This is a genomic window from Streptomyces sp. LN549, assembly GCF_043203805.1.
Taxonomy (GTDB): Bacteria; Actinomycetota; Actinomycetes; order Streptomycetales; family Streptomycetaceae; genus Streptomyces.
In genome coordinates this window covers 1,351,604-1,369,061 of the sequence record NZ_JAZHRI010000002.1, presented here as the reverse complement: position 1 = coordinate 1,369,061, position 17,458 = coordinate 1,351,604, and the positions used below count along the sequence as shown (strand labels likewise).

The window sequence follows — 17,458 nt, the reverse complement described above, 5'->3', positions numbered from 1 at the left end:
ATGGCTGAAAAAGGGTCCGGCCGTTGGGTGTTCACGACGCGGTGGGCAGGCGCCGGAAGCGGACCGGGAGGGGTAAACCGGCGGTGACCGGTGAAAGTCACCTCAGTTGGCAGGGAACATACGGCCGGTTACGCCGATTGGTCAAGACCTGATTCCGTCGGAATGAGACGTGTCCGTGTCCGCAGTGGCGGCGTCGGGGTCGTCGACCCAGCCCAGCGAGACGCTGATCCGGCGGGCCGCGTCCCGCACCTGGCCGCCCAGCTCCTGATAGCGCCAGGCCGGCAGGCCCAGTTTGAGACCGGTGATGGAGACGGCCCCCGCACACACCGAACGGTCGTCGAAGACCGGGGCGCCGATGCAGATGATGCCCTCGGCGTCCTCCTCGTCGTCCAGGGCGTAGCCGACCCGGGCGATATCGCGCAGATGGGACAGGAACGTCGCCGGGTCGGTGATGGTGCGGGAGGTGCGCCGGGGCAGCCCGAACCGTTCGATCACGGCGGCGGCGTCACTCTGCGGGACGGCGGACAGCAGCGCCTTGCCCAGACCCGTGCAGTGCGGCAGCTCCCGCTGGCCCATCCGCAGATCGAGCCGGACGCGCTGGTCGAGCTCGACCTGGTCGACCACGACCGCGTGGCCGTCCTCGGGCACGGCGAGCCGGGACGCCATGCCGGTGGCCCGGGTGAGGTCGCGCAGGACGGGATGGGCGACCCCGCGCAGCGAGACCTGGGACCTCGCCCGGTCGCCGAGCCGGGCCAGGCTCATGCCCAGCCGGTAGCGGCGGTTCATGCCCTCGCCGTCGTCCGAGACGAGGCCGTAGGCGCGCAGGGTCTGGAGCATGCCGAAGGCGGCGCTCTTGGAGATGGAGCAGGCCTGGCCCACCTCGGTGACGCTCAGGCCGTTCCCCTGGGATGGGGCGGCGAGCGCTTCGAGGATGTCCGCTGCCCTGGCCACGCTCTTGACCCAGTACTTCGGCTCTTCTGGGGCAGCACTGTTCGTCATAGCAGAACAGCCTAGTGCCTGCGGGGTCGCCTAGGTGCCTCTGTGGCACTTTCGCGGCACTTCCGTGGCAAAGAGAGCCCGATACGCGGGGCTTGAAGCTCCCTGAAGGGGTTGACCGCCATTCGGCCCGGACGTAATATCCAGGCACTGTTCTGCTCTACAGAACAGTGTTCTGAAAATGCGAAACGCACCACCGAGCACCACGGATCACCTTCTTCCTGCGGCGACTGCCGGGCGGATGGCGCCAGGGACTCACGGGCCGGGCAGGGCCCGCGAAAACCGACGACTCTCGACGCAAGGAGCAAGCACCATGAGTTCAGGCCCGGTAGGCAACGAATCCGGAGCCCGACTCGCCGAGCGCGCCCGCCAGGTCGTACCCGGCGGCGTGAACAGCGGTCAGCGCAGCGTTCCCGGACTGACCGACCTGGTCGTCACCGGGACCCACGGCGCACGGTTCCGTACCGCCGACGGACGCGAGTACACCGACTTCCACTCGGCGTTCGGCCCCCCGCTGCTCGGCCACAACGACCCCGACGTGGCCCGCGCCACCGCCGAAGCCGGCGCGACGCTGGGCCACATGGGCGTCGGCGTCACCGAGGGCGAAGTACTCCTCGCCGAACAGCTCACCGAGCTGATCCCCTCGATCGAGAAGGTGCTGCTCACCAGCACCGGCAGCGAGGCCACGTTCCACGCGCTGCGCGTCTCCCGCGCCGCCACCGGCCGCCGCCTGGTCGTCAAGTTCCAGGGGTGCTACCACGGCTGGCACGACGCGGTCAGCCTCAACGTCATCTCCGACCCGTCCAAGGTCGGGGGACACGACCCGATCTCGGCCGGCATCCTCCCCGAGGTCCTCGAAGCCACCCTCGTCCTGCCGTTCAACGACAGCGAGGCCGTCCGCCGCACCTTCGCCGAACACGGCCCGGACATCGCCGCCGTCATCGTCGAACCCGTTCCGCACAACGTCGGCGCGCTCCTGCCGTACCAGGAGTTCCTCACCACCCTGCGCGAGGAGACCACGAAGGCGGGCAGCGTCCTGGTCTTCGACGAGGTCATCACCGGCTTCCGCCACGACATCGGCGGCTGGCAGAAGATCTCCGGCGTCACCCCCGACCTCACCACCCTCGGCAAGGCCATCGCCAACGGCGCCCCCGTCGGCGCGATCGGCGGCCGTGCCGACCTGATGGACCTCTTCTCCACCCGCCCCGGCGCCCCCGCCTTCTTCGCCGGCACGTACAACGGTCACCCGTCCGTCGTCGCCGCCGCCCTCGCCACGCTGCGCAAGCTCCGCGAGGAGCCGGTCCACGACCACGTCTTCCGGCTCGGCGACCGGGTCCGCACCGAACTGACCGGACTGTACGAGCGGCTCGGCGTCCCCGCGGTCGTCACCGGCTACGGCTCCGTCTTCGTCAGCTACTTCATGCCGGGCGAGGCTCCCCGTACGTACGCGGACCTGCTGAACAACCACGCCTCGATGTTCGTCGGCTACCGCCGAAAGCTCCTGGACCACGGCCTGTTCGAGCTTCCGCTCAACCTCAAGCGCAGCCACATCAGCTACGCCCACACCGACGCCGACGTGGACCGTCTGATCGAGGGCACCGAGGCCGCGGTCAAGGCAGTCCTCGCCGACGGCGGCGCCCGCGACCTGGAGAACACCTCGACCATGGGTGGAGCGACCCGCTGATGCTGACCGTCAACCGCACCCGCCCCGCCGGCCCCGCCGGACGGATCACCCGCGTCGAGACCCTGATGCTCGGCACCTCCTGGCGCGACTTCGGCTACGTCCGCGTCCACACCGACGAGGGCCTGACGGGCATCGGCGAGATCACCCACCCGTACCGGGTGCGCGAGGTCTGCGCCCTCACCGAGGCCCTGGCACAGCGCCACCTGATCGGCGCCGACCCCTTCGACATCGAGGAGCTCTGGCTCCGCGTCTACCAGGGCGACTTCCTGCGCGGCGGCGACATGGGCGGCATCGCGCTGTCCGGCCTCGACCAGGCGATGTACGACCTGATGGGCAAGGCGCTCGGCGTCCCCGCCTACCGGCTGACCGGCGGTGCCTGCCGCGACGACGTCCGGGTGTACGCCAATGGCTGGTACACCGGGGAACGCGAGCCCGAGACCTTCGCAGCCAAGGCGAAGGAGACCGTGGCCAAGGGCTACACCGCCCTCAAGTTCGACCCCTTCGGCCCCGGCCTGCACGAGCTGGAGCGGGCCGAACTGCGCCGCTCCATCGATCTCGTCGCCGCCGTCCGGGAGGCCATCGGACCGGACACCGACCTGTTCATCGAGGGTCACGCCCGGTTCGCCATGCCGACCGCCGCCCGTCTCGTGCGGGAGCTGGAGCCCTTCGACATCGGCTGGTTCGAGGAGCCGATGCCCTGGACCCACATCGAGCGGTACGCGGAACTGCGGCAGCGCGCCACGTTCCCGATCTCCGGCGGCGAGCACTTCCACAACCGCTACGAGTACAAACAGCTCTTCGCGACGAACGCCGTCGACATCATCCAGCCCGACCTCTCCATGGCCGGCGGCTTCACCGAGGTCCGCAAGCTCGCCGCGATCGCCGACACGCACGGCATGCTCGTGGCCCCGCACAACTCCAACTCGCCGCTCTGCACCACCGTCTCGGTGCACGCGGCGCTCGGAATCCCCAACTTCAAGATCCTCGAGACCTTCGACGGGCTCCTGGAGCCGTTCGTCTTCGACGCCCTCAAGGGCACCCTTCCGATGAAGGACGGCCGCATCGGCCTGCCGACCGCCCCGGGGCTCGGCGTCGAACTCGTCGACGAGGTCTTCGAGGAACACCCGCCCAGTCACCGCTTCTGGAACATGTTCGCCGACGGCTGGGAGAAGCGGAACCGCACATGATCGTCGACGTCCACTCCCATCTCTTCCGGCACAGCCACGACTTCACCGACCCGTTCAGCTCCGACTCCGCCCGTGCCCACGCGGGCGAGGTCGACCTCACGGTGAAGTGGGAGGACTACGCTGCCACCGCACCCGAGTCCACCCGCACGATCGTCGTCGGCGGCAAGGCCCGGCGCAGTGGTCTGTGGGTCGACGACGCCGCCGTGGCCGCGTACGTCGGAGAACACCCCGACCGGCTCATCGGCTACCTGGCGCTCGACCCCACCCAGCCCGGCTGGCAGGAGGAACTGCGTTACGGCCACCAGGAGCTGGGCCTGCGCGGCATCAAACTGATGCCGATGTACGCGGGCTTCGACCCGGCGGCCGAGGAGTACGACGAGCTGTACACGTACGCCGAACGGCACGGGCTGCCGCTCCTGGTGCACACGGGCACGACGTTCGTCTCCAGCGCACCGCTGGAGTGGGCGATGCCCCGGCACCTGGACGCCGTCGCCATCCGCCACCCGGAACTGCGGATGGTCCTCGCCCACCTCGGTCACCCCTTCGAGGGCGAGTGCATCGCGGTCATCCGCAAGCACCCGCACGTGTACGCCGACCTCAGCGCCCTGCACTACCGGCCCTTCCAGCTCTGGCACAGCCTCCGGCTGGTCCAGGACTACGGGGTCTTCCACAAGGTGCTGTTCGGCAGCGACTACCCGTTCACGACGGTCGACGACTCGGTGAAGGGGCTGCGGGAGATCGCCCGCATTCCCGGCATCCCCGGGCTGCCGCCGCTCGACGCGGACGCGATCGAGGAGATCATCCACCGGCCCTCGCTCGATCTGCTGGGCCTGAACGGCTGACCGGGCCGTTCCCCACAGCCTGCGGGCCGGCACCCGGGTCACCCCCCCGGTACCTGGTGCCGGTCCGCAGCCGGGCCGCCGCGCTCCCCCTGTTGTGTCCCGGCGCGGCGGCCCACCTCTCGTCCCTCCCCGTCCGAAGGAACCCCGTCATGACCGCAGCCGTCCCGCCCCGCGGCACCGACCGCTTCGACCTGACCGGCCGCACCGCGGTCGTCACCGGTGCCGCCCGGGGCCTCGGCCGGTCCTTCGCCGTCGGCCTCGCCGAGGCGGGCGCCGATCTGGTCCTGGTCGACCTGCCCGGTGCCGAGGGCGTCGCCGATACCGCCGCGGCCGTCGAGGCACTCGGCCGACGCTGCTGTGTCCACGGACAGGACCTCGCGGACATCGACGCACTGCCCGCCTTCGTCGACACCGTGCGCGCCGAGGCCGGGCCGCTGCACATCCTGGTCAACAACGCGGGCACGGCGGCCCTGGAACGCTTCAACGAGATCACCCCGGCCAGCTGGTCACACATCATGCGGGTCAACGTCGACGCGGTGTTCTTCCTCAGCCAGCGGATCGCCGAACACATGACGGCCGACTCCGTCGCCGGCCGCATCATCACCATCACCTCGAAGAACGCCCTCGTGGCGGAGGCCGGCCTGGCCCACTACAACGCCTCCAAGGCCGCCGCCCAACTGCTCACCGAGACCCTGGCGGTCGAGCTGGCCCCGCACGGCATCACGGCCAACACCCTCGCCCCCGGCATGGTCGAGACCCCCATCGACGGTGAGTTCCCCTTCGACCGGGAGGCCTTCGAGTCCGCGTACCGCGAGCGCATTCCGCTCGGCAGGTACGCGCAGCCCGACGAATGCGTCGGCGCACTGCTGCTGCTCGCCTCGGACGCCGGTGCGTACCTCACCGGGACACGGCTCGTCGTCGACGGGGGAGTGCTGGCCGACCAGATGCCGCGGATGCGCTTCATGCCGCCGTACCGCAACACGATCTGACCGCTCCATCCGACCGCGCCCCACCGGTGGCCGGTTCCCATCGAGCACGCATCGACAACGCGAGGAGCACCTCCGTCATGTCCGTTCATGCTTCGCCCTCTGCTTCGTCCCGTCGTTCCGTGCTGCGGGCTTCGGGTCTGGCCGGTCTGGTCATGGCCGGTACGGCCGTGGCCACCGGTACGGCGCAGGCCGCACCCGCCCGTGCCGGTGACGTCCTGCACCTGGACACGGTCGCCGCGCTGCGCGCACTGAACACCAAGCCCCTCACCGACGGCACCCAGGTCATCCTCGCCGGATACAACGCCCCCGGCGACGGCGGCACCATGGCCCTGCGCTGGAACAAGAAGTCCACCACCGCCCACAACGGCGGCACCGTCATCGCCCCCAACAGCGCGAAGACCGGACGCTGGCACCAGCTCCACACCGGAACCCTCGACTTCCGCACCTTCGGCCACTTCGACGCCACCACCCCCGCCGACGCCGCCCTCGACGCCATGGTCAACGACCACAGCGTCCACCGCATCGAGGCCCACACCGACCTCCTCTTCAGCAAGCGGCACCTCTTCGACCGCTCGAACATCGAACTCGACTTCGGCGGACACCACATCCGCACCACGGGCATCGAGAAGAACACCCACGACAACCCCTTCGGCGCCGTCCTCTCCTTCCGCGGCACCGTCACCGACACCACCGTCAGACACGCGCTCTCCGCCAACGTCATCGAACTCACCGACACCTTCCCGGTGCCCGACGCCAAGGCGTTCTCGGTCGGCCAGTGGTGGGCCGTACAGGTCGACCCGGTCGCCGGCGGCGGCGGTGACGAGCGCGAGCTCCAGAAACTGGTCGAGATCACCGAGATCGTCGACGCCGGCCACGTCCGGATCGGCTACCTCAACGGCTGGGAGCTCGCCGCCGGCCGCAACCTCACCTGGACCCGGATCGAGCCCGTCCGCAACACCCACATCCGCAACATGCTCTTCGAGGGCGCCGGACCCGACGAGTACACCGGATCCCACCCCGTCAGCTTCGAGTACGCCGTCGGCTGCGACGTCTCCGGTATCCACGCCACCGGCACCTTCTGGCCGGTCATCATGCGCCGCTGGTGCACCCGCTTCCGTACCGAGGACTGCTCGCTGAAGAACCCGCCCACGGTCGAGTACGGCGGCGCGGGCTACCTCACCCAGCAGATCTACTGCCTGTACGGGCGGGTCGCCGACTGCACGACCAGCAATGTGCGCCACCTCAACGACCTGACCGCCTCCGCCTACTGCACCGTCGTGAACTGTCACGGCGACGGCGACGACGCCGGCGGCAACCCCTTCACCACCCATGGCCAGTACGAGCACGACCTGCTCTTCGACGGCAATTCCGGGCTGATGGACATCGCCAACTCCGGGGCCCAGTGGGGCATCTCCGCCAAGCGGATCACCGTACGCAGACACGTGTGCTCCTGGTTCACCGCCAACACGAAGATCACGGATCTGACCCTCGAGGACATCACGGTGATCGCGCGCCCCACCTTCGACCAGGCCGGCACCCTCACCGTGAACGCAGACGGGGCCCAGGTACGCGGCTGCACCGCGAAGACCTTCGCCGTCGCGCAGCGCTCCGCCCGCTCCACGCGTCCGACGACCATCAGTGACTGCTCCTTCGCCCTGCCCGCCGGCTCCGTCCTCGTCCAGACCCCGGTCACCGCGCCCGTCCACTTCGTGCGCTGCACGTTCGAGGGAGTGGACGGTGCGATCCTGCGAGGTGCGGGCCCGGTCCACTTCACCGACTGCACGGTCACCGGCGCTGAGAACGCGGCCCCGCTCTCCGTCGGATCGGCGGATCTGCGGATCGACGGCGGCCGCTACGAGAACACCGGCTTCGAACTCAGTGCCGTGCGCGACCAGCGGATCACCGTCACCGGTGGCACCCGCCTCACCGGGAGCAACAAGGCCGGGGCGCTGCTGGGCCGTGCCTCCGGGCCCGGGAAGGTGACCTGGGACATCACCGCGCTCAGCAGCACGGCCGCCGGACCGGACACCGCCCATGTGCGCATCGCCGACGGCACGAACCACTACGCGGCCACCGGCAGCCGCTTCACCGGCGGCGCACTCCACCTCGCCCCGGACGCCCTCGGCTCGGTCCTGCACACCGCGTGCGTGGAGGACGGCACGCGTCGCAGTGCGATGCCCGCGGACGGCGACTCGGTGCGCACGGAAGGGAACCTCGTTCTGTGACCGCCCTGATCCGGACCGCGACCCCCGCGGACGATCCCGCCCTGGCCGCGCTGTGGCAGCGGTGCTTCGAGGCCCCGCACATCGCGGCCCTGCACGCCCTCGACCCGGACCGCCACCGGCACACGTTCGTCGCGCAGAACGCCGCGGGCGGCGGGATCGACGCGGTCGTCGTCTATGTGCCGCGGCTGATCCGTGACGCGGCCGGCACCCCGCAGCGCGTCGGCGGCATCGGCAGCGTCGCCACCCGCCCCGAGGCCCGGGGCCAGGGGCTGATCCGACGCCTGCTGGCGGCGGCGGAGCGCACGATGACCGCCGAACAGTGCGCGTGGTCGCTGCTGTTCACCGGCACGCCCGGTGTGTACCGGAGCTCGGGCTGGCAGGAGTTCGCGAGCGAGCACACCGAGGGGACCCTCGCCCCCTCACCCGCTCCGGGTGCCTTCCCGGTCCGTGAGGCCACGGCACAGGACGCCGTGGAGGTGGCCGCGCTGCACCACGCGTACAACGCGAGCCGGCCGCTCAGCTCGCTGCGGGCGCCCGAGGACTGGGCGGTCCGCGTGCCCGCCTGGTACGGCCCGGCCGAGCGGCCGCTCGTGGCGGTGGACCCCGGCTCCGGGGCGCTCGTCGGCTGGATCGTGGCGCAGCACGCGGGGGACTGCGTGGAGGTGCGCGAGTTCGCGGGCGCGGCCGGAAGCCTGGAGACCCTGCTGGCCGCGGTCGGTTCGCGCGGCCGGGCGGCGGGGCTGACCCGGGCCCGGGTCCGGACGCCCGGTGCCCCGGAGGCGGCGGCCGCGCTGCCCGCCCTGCTGGCGGATGCCCGGCAGGTGACGGAACACGTGGGGATGGCAAGGCCGTTGCACGCAACGGCCGAGTCCGTGCGGGCCACCGTCACGGCGCCCGGCGCGGTGCACTGGTACGGCGACTGTTTCTGAGCTCTGCCACGGCTGCCCGCGCCCGTCACCGCGACGCCGGCCACCGTGACAGGAGCGGTGATCACCGTCAGGCCGGTCCCTCGTCCCGCAGCTCGATCCGGACGACGGTGTCGGGCCGCTGGAAGGATGCGGCTGCCGCGGGCCGTTCCCCGGTGTCAGCCGGCGGGTGCGCCGTCGCCGAGTTCCTGGGCGAGCCTGCGCAGATGGGGCCCGTACTCCGGGTCGGCGAGTGCCGAGGCGAACTGGGCCGTGAGGTAGGCCAGCGGGTTGCCGGTGTCGTACCACTGCCCCTGGATGACCTGGCCGTACATGGCGCGGGTGTGTGCGTAGACGTTGATCGCGTCGGTCAGGTAGACCTCGCCGGTGCGGTGCTCGTACCAGTGCTCCGTCTGCCGGCGCAGCTCGTCGATGATGCCCGGGGTGACGACGTAGCCACCGATGGCGGCGTACGCGGAGGGGGCGTCCGACGGCTTCGGCTTCTCGACGAGGCCGGTGATGCGCAGGAGACCGTCGCCCATGTCCTCCTTGACGACGGGCACGCCGTAGCGCCGGGAGTCGACGGGGTTCATCGGCATCAGGGCGAGGACCGGGCACCTGGTTGCTTCGTACGCCCGGATCAGCTGCTGCGCCCGCGGCGTCTCCGCGACGAAGACGTCGTCGGGCCACAGGACCAGTATCGGTTCGTCGCCGATGTTCCGTGCCGCGTTGAGGACGGGGGTTCCGTTGCCGTACGGGCCGTGCTGGTCGAGGTAGGTGATGTGCCCGAGCCTGGACAGCTCACCGACCTCCTCCACGGCGTCCGCATAGCCGGACTTGCCGTCGGCGCGGAGTTGGGCGACCAGTGCGGGGTTGGGCCGGAAGTGGTCCTGGATCAGTCCCTTGCCGCCCGAGATGACGATGGTGATGTCCGTGATGCCCGAGGCCACGAGTTCGCGCACGGTGTGTTCGATCACCGGCTTGTCACCGACCGGCAGCATCTCCTTCGGCGTTGCCTTCGTCAGAGGAAGGAGGCGGGAGCCGAGGCCGGCGGCGGGGATGACCGCCCTGCGGATCGTGGTGGACATGGGTGCCTTCCGATAGCCCGGCGCAGCGCCGCGCCGGGCACCGCGGTCGTCGACGCTATCAGCCGGTCCGCATGAACCCACCGTCTGCCGTTGGCGTTCGGCCGCTGTTCGCCGTATGTACCGCCGGGCCCCACCGTGGCGTAACTCCTGGGCCGGGACACCCTCAGCGCTCGGGGGGCCCGGACTCGTCGTACGAAGAGGTCCCCGAATCCAGCAGCGGTTCCTCGGTCTTGAGGTGGGCCGGGGCAAAGGCCCGCAGCACGTGGTAGCCGGTGATCACGACGATGGTGCCCAGGGCGATCCCGCTGAGCTCGAAGTTGTCGGAGATCTTCAGACTGACCCCGCCGACCCCGATGATGATGCCCGCGGCGGCCGGCACCAGGTTCAGCGGATTGCGCAGATCGACCTTGGCGTTGAGCCAGATCTGGGCGCCGAGCAGGCCGATCATGCCGTAGAGGATGACGGTGATGCCGCCGAGCACCCCGCCAGGAATGGCAGCGACGACCGCGCCGAACTTCGGGCACAGTCCGAACAGCAGGGCGAAGCAGGCAGCGGCCCAGTAGGCGGCGGTGGAGTACACCCGGGTCGCGGCCATGACCCCGATGTTCTCGGAGTACGTGGTGTTCGGCGGGCCGCCCACAGCGGTCGACAGCATCGAGGCGGCGCCGTCCGCGGCGATCGCGGTGCCCAGCTTGCCGTCCAGGGAGCGACCGGTCATCTCGCCGACCGCCTTCACATGGCCGGCGTTCTCGGCGATCAGCGCGATGACGACGGGCAGCGCGACCAGGATCGCGGACCATTCGAAACTCGGGGCGTGGAACGACGGCAGCCCGATCCAGTCGGCCTTCCCCACACCCGAGAGGTCCAGCCGCCAGTGGTCCACGGCTTCCGCCCCGCCCGCGGGCGAGTGGATCTTCCCGAAGACGCGGTCCAGGACCCAGGACAGGACGTAGCCGAAGACGAGACCGAGGAAGATCGCGATACGGGAGAAGAAGCCGCGCAGACAGACCACGGCCAGCCCGGTGAACAGCATGACCAGCAGAGCGGTCCACTGGTCCTGTGGCCAGTACGTCGACGCGGTCACCGGAGCCAGATTGAACCCGATGAGCATGACGACCGCGCCCGTCACCACCGGCGGCATGGCCGCGTGGATGATCCGTGCGCCGAACCGCTGCACCGCGAGGCCGGCGAGGAAGAGCACGGCCCCGACGACGAAGACCGCGCCGGTGACGACCGCACTGCTGCCGCCACTGGCCCGGATCGTCGCGGCGACGCCGACGAAGGAGAGCGAACAGCCCAGGTAGCTGGGCACCTGGCCGCGCGTGGCCAACAGGAAGATGGCCGTCGCGACACCCGACATCATGATCGCCAGGTTCGGGTCCAGGCCCATGAGCACCGGGGCCACGAACGACGCGCCGAACATCGCGACCACGTGCTGGGCGCCGAGCCCGAACGTCCGGGGCCAGGAGAGCCGCTCGTCGGGGCGCACCACTGCGCCCGGTGCGGGCGTCTTCCCGTCGCCGTGCAAGGTCCAGCGCACGCCGAGGCCGCCCATGGTTGCTCCCTGTGTGTAGGTGCGGAGTCCGAGTGCCTCGTCGGGCACGTGCCACCGCGGAAATGATCAGAGCCATGGTAGTGCCGGACCGGAGTTGCTTTCTCGACCGGGCTCCGGGCGCACCGGTGGTGGCCGCGCAGGTCAGGGGCGCGGCCCGGCCGGTGCCGCGCTCGGAGCCCCGGTGTCCGAGGGCGTCGTGGCCTTGCGGTCCCCGGCCCGCAGCACTCCGGCGCCGAGCACCAGTCCGAACGCCAGCACCGACACCACGCCGAACGAGACGACCAGCGAGGTGGCCTCGGCCAGGGATCCGATGGCCGACGGGGCGATGAGTCCCGAGGTGTACGTGATCGTCGCGACGCCCGCGATCGCCTGGCTCGGGTTCGGGCCGCTGCGCCCGGCCGCCGCGAAGGCGAGCGGGACGACCACGGCGATGCCGAGCCCCATCAGTCCGAAACCGGACATCGCCAGGGCCGCGTTCGGGGCGGCGACCACCATGACCCCGCCGACCGTCGCGAGAACACCGCCGGTCCGTACGGTCCGTACCGCGCCGAAGCGGTCGACGATCCGGTCGCCGGCGATCCGGGCGATCGCCATGGTCAGGGCGAACGCGGTCGTCGACGCGGCCGCCAGTCCGGCCGAACTGTCCAGCACGTCGCGGAGGTAGACCGCCGACCAGTCCAGGCTCGCCCCTTCGGCGAACACCGCGCAGAAGCCGACCGCGCCGATGATCAGGGCCGACTTCGGCGGCAGGGCGAAGCGCGGCGGCGGTTCCTCGTCCGGTTCGCTGCGCAGGTCCAGCACGCGCTGACAGGCGATCAGGCCCAGGGTCGTCAGGACGAGTGCGACGATCGTGTGGTGCAGTCGCGCGTCGGCCCCCACATGGGCGGCCACCGTGCCCGCAGCCGACCCGATCAGGGCGCCGACGCTCCACATCCCGTGCAGCCCGGACATGATCGACTTGTCGAGGCGGTTCTCCACCTCGACACCGAGCGCGTTCATCGCCACGTCGGACATGCCGGCCGACGCCCCGTACACGAAGAGCGCCGCACACAGCGTCAGCAGGTTGGGGGCCAGGGCGGGCAGGATCAGGGCCAGCGTCCACAGGGCCAGCAGCCCGCGCAATGCGGTTCTGGCGCCGAAGCGGTGGCTGACGGCACCGGCGAGCGGCATCGCGAGCGAGGCGCCGATCGCCGGGAAGGCCAGGGCGATACCGAGCTGCCCGGCGCTGACCCCGGCGTGATCCTGGATCCAGGGCACCCGGGTGGCGAAACTGCCGGTCACCGCGCCGTGCACGGTGAAGACCGCGGCGACGGCGTACCTGGCCCGCTTCACCTCATGTGTTCCGAAGACCGTAACCGTCGAATCCGTCGTCATACCGCTGTGCCCTCCCCTGGAAATGCTCTGTCCGCGTGGTTCGCGGCGCTCCCCGGCGCCCTTCTCCACGATGCGGGCAGTAAACTATCAGGAACCCTGCCTGATAAATAGACTGCCGGTACTACGGCAGTGATCTGGAAGGATCCCGGCATGCCCGCATCACCGAGCACCGCCCGGGCCATCAACGACCGGCTCGCCCTGCGCCTCCTCCAGCAGGACGGCCCGCTGACGGCCACGCAGTTGAAGACCCTGACCGGGCTCTCCCGGCCCACCGTCGCCGACCTCGTCGAACGACTGCAGGGCGCGGGACTGATCCGGGTGGTCGGAGAGGCGGGAGCCGACCGCCGCGGCCCCAACGCCCGGCTCTACGGCATCGTCGCCGACCGCGCCCATCTGGCCGGCCTCGACGTACGTACGGACAGCGTCGCCGTGGTCGTCGCCGACCTGCTGGGTGTGACCCTCGCCGAGGCGACTCTGCCGATCGGCAGCGACACCCCGGCCGATGACGCCGTCGAACAGGCCGTCGCCCTGCTGGAACGCACGGCGCGCACGGCCGGCACGGCGCCGCTCCACAGCGTCGGCATCGGAGCCCCCGGCCTGATCGACCCGGTCACCGGAGAGCTGAGGGACACCACAGGACTGCCCGCCTGGCACCGCCGACTGGTCCGGGCGCTCCAACAGCGCCTGCCCGCGACCGTGCTCGTGGAGAACGAGACCAACCTCGCCGCCGTCGCCGAACACCGCGTCGGAGCCGCCCGCGACCACGACACCTTCGTCCTGCTCTGGCTCGGCCACGGCGTCGGGGCGGCCGTGATGCTGGACGGGAAGCTGCGCCGAGGCGCCTCGGGCGGTGCGGGCGAGATCGGCTTCCTGCCGGTCCCCGGCACGATCGGGATCCCCTCGGCCGTGAACTGCGACGGCGGCTTCCACTCCCTGGTGGGCTCGGCGCCGCTCTGCGAGCTGGCCGCCGCCCACGGCATCACCGCACCGGCTGCGGGACAGGAGCCCGGTGCCGCGGTCGCCGTGCGCGCGGCCTTTGCGGGGCAGGGCGACAGCGAAACCTTCCTCGACACCCTCGCGGACCGTCTCGCCCTCGGTGTCGCCGCGGTCGCCTCGGTCCTCGACCCGGGTTGTGTCCTGCTGGCGGGCGAGGTCGGTCATGCGGGCGGCGACGCGCTGGCCGCACGCGTCGAGGAACGGCTGGCCATGATGTCCCCGCTGCGCACCGAGGTCAGGGCCGGCCTGCTCGGCGGTACCGCGGTCCTGCGCGGCGCGCTGCTCACCGCCCGCGAGGCGGCTCAGGACGCGCTGTTCACCCCGGTGGTGTGAGGCGGGGTTCCGTCCTCAATCACCGGACGGGCTTGACTGGTGCGGGTGTCTCCGCGGGGGTTCGCCGCTACCCGGTGGGTGGGGGTCCGGGGCCCCTCCGGGGTGTCTCCTCGGACGACGAACGTTCTGCGGGTACGTGAAGCGGCCCGGGTGTCTGTTCGTCGTCCTGCGGGGACTCCCCTGCACGGCCCCGGACCCGGCCGCCGTGCGTCTGCGGCAGTCGTATGGCCGGTGTGCAGACGCGACTGATGCAGGGTGGGGCCGTGCAGGGGAGTCCCCGCAGGAAATGGCGCACGACCCGGGTCCCTCGCGGTCCCGGGTGCACACGCCATTTCTGAGGAGACGCCCCGGAGGGGCCACACCCCCACCCACCGGACAGGGCGCCCCCGGCGGAGGACCCGCACCCCAGCCCGTCCGGCGATTGAGGACGGAACCCCGCACCCCGATTACCGCGTCAGCAGGCCCCGAGGTCCTGCCAGACACCCCATTCGCCGGTGGATCCAGGTGTGTCGCCCTTCGTCCACCACTTGGCCTTCCACTGGTGCGAACCGTGACTGACCGTCGCGCCCGCGCCGTACTCGGCCGACGCGCTCCACGCCGCCGCGGCGCACGTGCCGCCGGTCGGGTCGGGCTCGGCCCGCCCGTGCCGGTCGGGTCGGGCGACGGCGTACCGCCCGTGCCGGGCTCGACGACCGTCGTACCGCGCGCCAGGTCGGCGGCCAGTGCGTAGGACTGCCCGCCGAAGGTCACCGTCCAGTTCGAGGGCGTGGACGTCGGCAGGTAGTACGTGAAGTCGACCTGCACCGAGGCGCCGGGCGCCAGCGTCTGCCAGGCCGGCAGCTTCAGCGATACGCGGTTGTAGTCGCCCTTCAGCCCGCCGATGTTGTTGGCGGCGGTGTGGTCGCTGCGCACGATCGTGGTGCCGAAGCCGGACTGGTCCTTGGCGTTGGCCGGCGCAGAGGTCGCGTAGTCGAACTGGAACTCCGTGCCGCCGGGCAGTGTCGCCTTCGTGTTGTTGGTGATCTTCAGCTTGGGGCTGATCGGGTAGTTGGAGTCACCCAGCGGGAACTGGTCGAAGGACACGTCGATGTCCAGCGCCTGGGCCGGCAGGTCGATGGTGGAGCGCTTGGCCCCGTACGGCGCGGCCGACTTGAAGGTGTCGTACATCGTCGAGGTGAGGGTGGAGCCCGGCTCGTACTGGCCCTTCGCGGCGTTCCAGCCGTAGTCGCCCGCGAGCTCCCAGATCATCGTGCCGCCGATGCCCTTGTCGGCCACGTAGTCCGCCTTGGCCTTCACCGACTGCTCGTCCTCGGTGGAGAGGAACACCTTCTTCTCCGCGTTCCACAGCCAGGGCGCGACGAGTGTGGAGTCGTAGTTGCGGACGTAGGTGCCGGTCAGTTTCGTGTCCGCGGGGAATCCGTAGTCCGTGACGTAGTCGCCGACCACGCCCTTCTCCAGGTTCTTCGCATGCCACATGGGGTTGGAGCCGGCCGGCGCCTCCTTGCCGTCGGTGTCCTGGTCGTGCCAGAGGTTGTCGATGCCGACGGCACCGTCCCCACACTTGGTCAGACCCGCACCGGCCGGGCAGTCGGTGGAGGCCGCCCTGCCCCAGAGTCCGTTGGTGCCACCCTGCACGTTCTTGAAGCCGCGGCTGTAGTACGGCAGCCCGATGTTGATCCGTCCGGACGGCATCGAACCGCGGAAGTAGTGGTAGGCCCAGTCGGTGTTGAGGTAACCGGTTCCGCCGTACTGCGACGTCGAGTAGACGCTCGCCTGGGCGAGTTCGGCGTCCTTGCCGTCGTCGAACAGTGCGGCGTTCGGGCCGACGTACTCGTTCCAGGCGCCGTGCAGGTCGTACGACATGATGTTGACGTAGTCCAGGTACTTCTGGACCTGGAAGGTCTCCATCCCGCGCAGCAGGTAGCCGGACGAGGGTGCGGCGACGCTGAGGAGGTAGTGCTTGCCGTCGGCGGCGGACGCCCGGTCGAGCTTCTCGCGCAGGGTCTTCATCAGCGCGGCGTAGCTCTTGACCAGACCGGCCCGGCGGGCATTGGACAGGGCCCAGTCCAGCGGGTTGCCGGCGTCCTTCATGGTGGTCGGGTACTCGTAGTCGATGTCGACGCCGTTGAAGCCGTACTTCTTGATGAAGTCGACCGTCGAGTCGGCGAAGGTGTTGATCCCGGCCTGGTTGACCGAGCCGTCGGCGTTGGTCGCCATCGAGTAGAAGCCGCCGGAGTCCACCCGTTTGCCGCTGTCGTCGAAGTAGCCGCCGGTCTCGGCCCAGCCGCCCACCGACACCATCGTCTTCACGTTCGGATACTGCTTCTTGAACTTGTTGAGCAGGTTGAAATGGCCCTTGTAGGGAAGATCCGGGTCCATTTCTGCACCGGCGACTCCCGGCCACGTCATGCCGGTCGAGGCGTTGTCCGGACCGTCACCGCCGACCGAGATCCTGTTGGCGCCGTCGACGTGGGCGAACGCGTAGTTGAGGTGGGTGACCTTGTCCCAGGGGATGTCGGAGGCGAGGTAGGCGGGCTTGCCGTCCTTGCCGGTCCGCCAGTTGGTGAAGTAGCCGATGACCCGCCGAGGGTGGTCGGCGCCCATCTTCTCGCGACCCTCGGAGTCGTACACGGAGCAGTACGGGACGGCCACGCCGGGTGTCTCGTAGAGCCCGTCGGGGCGACAGGACTCCTGGTCGGCGGCGTGCGACACGGTTGCGGAGAGCGAGCCGATCAGCAGTGCGGCGACACTGGCGCCGGCTGCGAGCAGCGTGGCTCTCGCGCGGGTGGGGGACAGCACGTTCGGTTCCTCCTGGGGAGGTCGGCAGAACACAACTGGCAAGGGGGTGGGTCGTGTTGGTTCCCGGGTGTGCGCACACCGCGGAACCGTTCCTCGGAGGTGACGCAGAGATTAAGAGGACTAGACCACTGCGTCAATAGGTCTGGACCAATAGAGTGCGAGTGTCCGAAAAGAGCCGCTGTCGCAGCCTGTTTGTGAGCCACTCCACAACGTTCACCCATATGGGTCTCGGCCACTCGTGGCACACTGATCGTGTACCAGCAGCAGCGCACTCCGGGGTCGGTGCAATTCCGAACCGGCGGTTATAGTCCGCGACCCGTCCGCATCCAGCGGCCGGTTGACCAGGTGGGATTCCTGGACCGACGGTTAAAGTCCGGATGGGAGGCAGTGCGCGGCGGGCCGTTTCGCGGGTACGCCGCCGTCGGCGGATGGTTTTCGGGCGACCGATCCATCCGTTTTTCGGGCATTCGGCGTCCCTGTTCAGC

Annotated in this window: 11 protein-coding genes, 1 pseudogene and 1 riboswitch; of the genes and pseudogenes, 7 read left to right on the top strand and 5 right to left on the bottom strand. The window is 70.3% G+C overall.

What is annotated here, in order from left to right; all coding sequences use genetic code 11:
* Positions 1–141: 141 nt before the first annotated feature.
* Positions 142–999, bottom strand: coding sequence for an IclR family transcriptional regulator (locus SH922_RS06075; protein ID WP_393055523.1), 858 nt, complete (start codon positions 997–999; stop codon positions 142–144).
* A gap of 310 nt (positions 1,000–1,309) precedes the next feature.
* Here SH922_RS06075 and SH922_RS06070 point away from each other — a divergent pair, with 310 nt between their 5' ends.
* From SH922_RS06070 to SH922_RS06045, 6 genes are all read left to right on the top strand, one after another.
* Complete coding sequence (locus SH922_RS06070) at positions 1,310–2,680, top strand: aspartate aminotransferase family protein (protein ID WP_393055520.1); 1,371 nt, start codon at positions 1,310–1,312, stop codon at positions 2,678–2,680.
* Positions 2,680–3,867 carry a mandelate racemase/muconate lactonizing enzyme family protein gene (locus SH922_RS06065; protein WP_393055517.1) on the top strand — a complete coding sequence of 396 codons (1,188 nt, stop codon included), beginning with the start codon at positions 2,680–2,682 and terminating at the stop codon, positions 3,865–3,867. Before SH922_RS06070 ends, SH922_RS06065 begins: the two co-directional genes overlap by 1 nt.
* A complete protein-coding gene (locus SH922_RS06060; protein ID WP_393055514.1) occupies positions 3,864–4,709 on the top strand; it encodes an amidohydrolase family protein in 846 nt (281 codons plus the stop codon). Before SH922_RS06065 ends, SH922_RS06060 begins: the two co-directional genes overlap by 4 nt.
* A gap of 149 nt (positions 4,710–4,858) precedes the next feature.
* Positions 4,859–5,698: an SDR family NAD(P)-dependent oxidoreductase gene (locus SH922_RS06055; protein WP_393055511.1), complete on the top strand. Its 840-nt coding sequence runs from the start codon at positions 4,859–4,861 to the stop codon at positions 5,696–5,698.
* Positions 5,699–5,775: 77 nt separating this feature from the next.
* Positions 5,776–7,923, top strand: a complete 2,148-nt coding sequence (locus SH922_RS06050) for a peptidase C14 (protein WP_393055508.1) — start codon at positions 5,776–5,778, stop codon at positions 7,921–7,923.
* Entirely contained in the window at positions 7,920–8,852 is a 933-nt protein-coding gene (locus SH922_RS06045) for a GNAT family N-acetyltransferase (protein ID WP_393055505.1), read from the top strand. Before SH922_RS06050 ends, SH922_RS06045 begins: the two co-directional genes overlap by 4 nt.
* A gap of 155 nt (positions 8,853–9,007) precedes the next feature.
* On the opposite strand, the gene SH922_RS06040 is transcribed toward SH922_RS06045, so the two are convergent.
* The 3 genes from SH922_RS06040 to SH922_RS06030 all read right to left on the bottom strand — a co-directional run bounded on the left by SH922_RS06040 (position 9,008) and on the right by SH922_RS06030 (position 12,845).
* On the bottom strand, positions 9,008–9,916 hold the full coding sequence (locus tag SH922_RS06040; protein WP_393055502.1) for a UTP--glucose-1-phosphate uridylyltransferase: 909 nt from the start codon (positions 9,914–9,916) through the stop codon (positions 9,008–9,010).
* A gap of 163 nt (positions 9,917–10,079) precedes the next feature.
* A complete protein-coding gene (locus SH922_RS06035; protein WP_393055499.1) occupies positions 10,080–11,471 on the bottom strand; it encodes a uracil-xanthine permease family protein in 1,392 nt (463 codons plus the stop codon).
* Positions 11,472–11,612: 141 nt separating this feature from the next.
* On the bottom strand, positions 11,613–12,845 hold the full coding sequence (locus SH922_RS06030; protein ID WP_393055496.1) for an MFS transporter: 1,233 nt from the start codon (positions 12,843–12,845) through the stop codon (positions 11,613–11,615).
* Positions 12,846–12,995: 150 nt separating this feature from the next.
* Here SH922_RS06030 and SH922_RS06025 point away from each other — a divergent pair, with 150 nt between their 5' ends.
* Positions 12,996–14,174: an ROK family protein gene (locus SH922_RS06025; RefSeq protein WP_393055493.1), complete on the top strand. Its 1,179-nt coding sequence runs from the start codon at positions 12,996–12,998 to the stop codon at positions 14,172–14,174.
* A 454-nt stretch (positions 14,175–14,628) separates the two neighbouring features.
* On the opposite strand, the pseudogene SH922_RS06020 reads toward SH922_RS06025, so the two are convergent.
* Positions 14,629–16,973, bottom strand: a pseudogene (locus SH922_RS06020) (chitinase C-terminal domain-containing protein).
* A 264-nt stretch (positions 16,974–17,237) separates the two neighbouring features.
* A riboswitch (FMN riboswitch) is annotated at positions 17,238–17,368 on the top strand.
* Positions 17,369–17,458 lie beyond the last annotated feature (90 nt).

Excerpts from the sequence above, each read along its gene's own strand:
- SH922_RS06050 (WP_393055508.1), top strand. The coding sequence starts at position 5,776 with ATGTCCGTTCATGCTTCGCCCTCTGCTTCGTCCCGTCGTTCCGTGCTG.
- SH922_RS06060 (WP_393055514.1), top strand. The coding sequence starts at position 3,864 with ATGATCGTCGACGTCCACTCCCATCTCTTCCGGCACAGCCACGACTTC.
- SH922_RS06055 (WP_393055511.1), top strand. The coding sequence starts at position 4,859 with ATGACCGCAGCCGTCCCGCCCCGCGGCACCGACCGCTTCGACCTGACC.
- SH922_RS06075 (WP_393055523.1), bottom strand. The coding sequence starts at position 999 with ATGACGAACAGTGCTGCCCCAGAAGAGCCGAAGTACTGGGTCAAGAGC.
- SH922_RS06035 (WP_393055499.1), bottom strand. The coding sequence starts at position 11,471 with ATGGGCGGCCTCGGCGTGCGCTGGACCTTGCACGGCGACGGGAAGACG.
- SH922_RS06070 (WP_393055520.1), top strand. The coding sequence starts at position 1,310 with ATGAGTTCAGGCCCGGTAGGCAACGAATCCGGAGCCCGACTCGCCGAG.
- SH922_RS06065 (WP_393055517.1), top strand. The coding sequence starts at position 2,680 with ATGCTGACCGTCAACCGCACCCGCCCCGCCGGCCCCGCCGGACGGATC.
- SH922_RS06030 (WP_393055496.1), bottom strand. The coding sequence starts at position 12,845 with ATGACGACGGATTCGACGGTTACGGTCTTCGGAACACATGAGGTGAAG.
- SH922_RS06025 (WP_393055493.1), top strand. The coding sequence starts at position 12,996 with ATGCCCGCATCACCGAGCACCGCCCGGGCCATCAACGACCGGCTCGCC.
- SH922_RS06040 (WP_393055502.1), bottom strand. The coding sequence starts at position 9,916 with ATGTCCACCACGATCCGCAGGGCGGTCATCCCCGCCGCCGGCCTCGGC.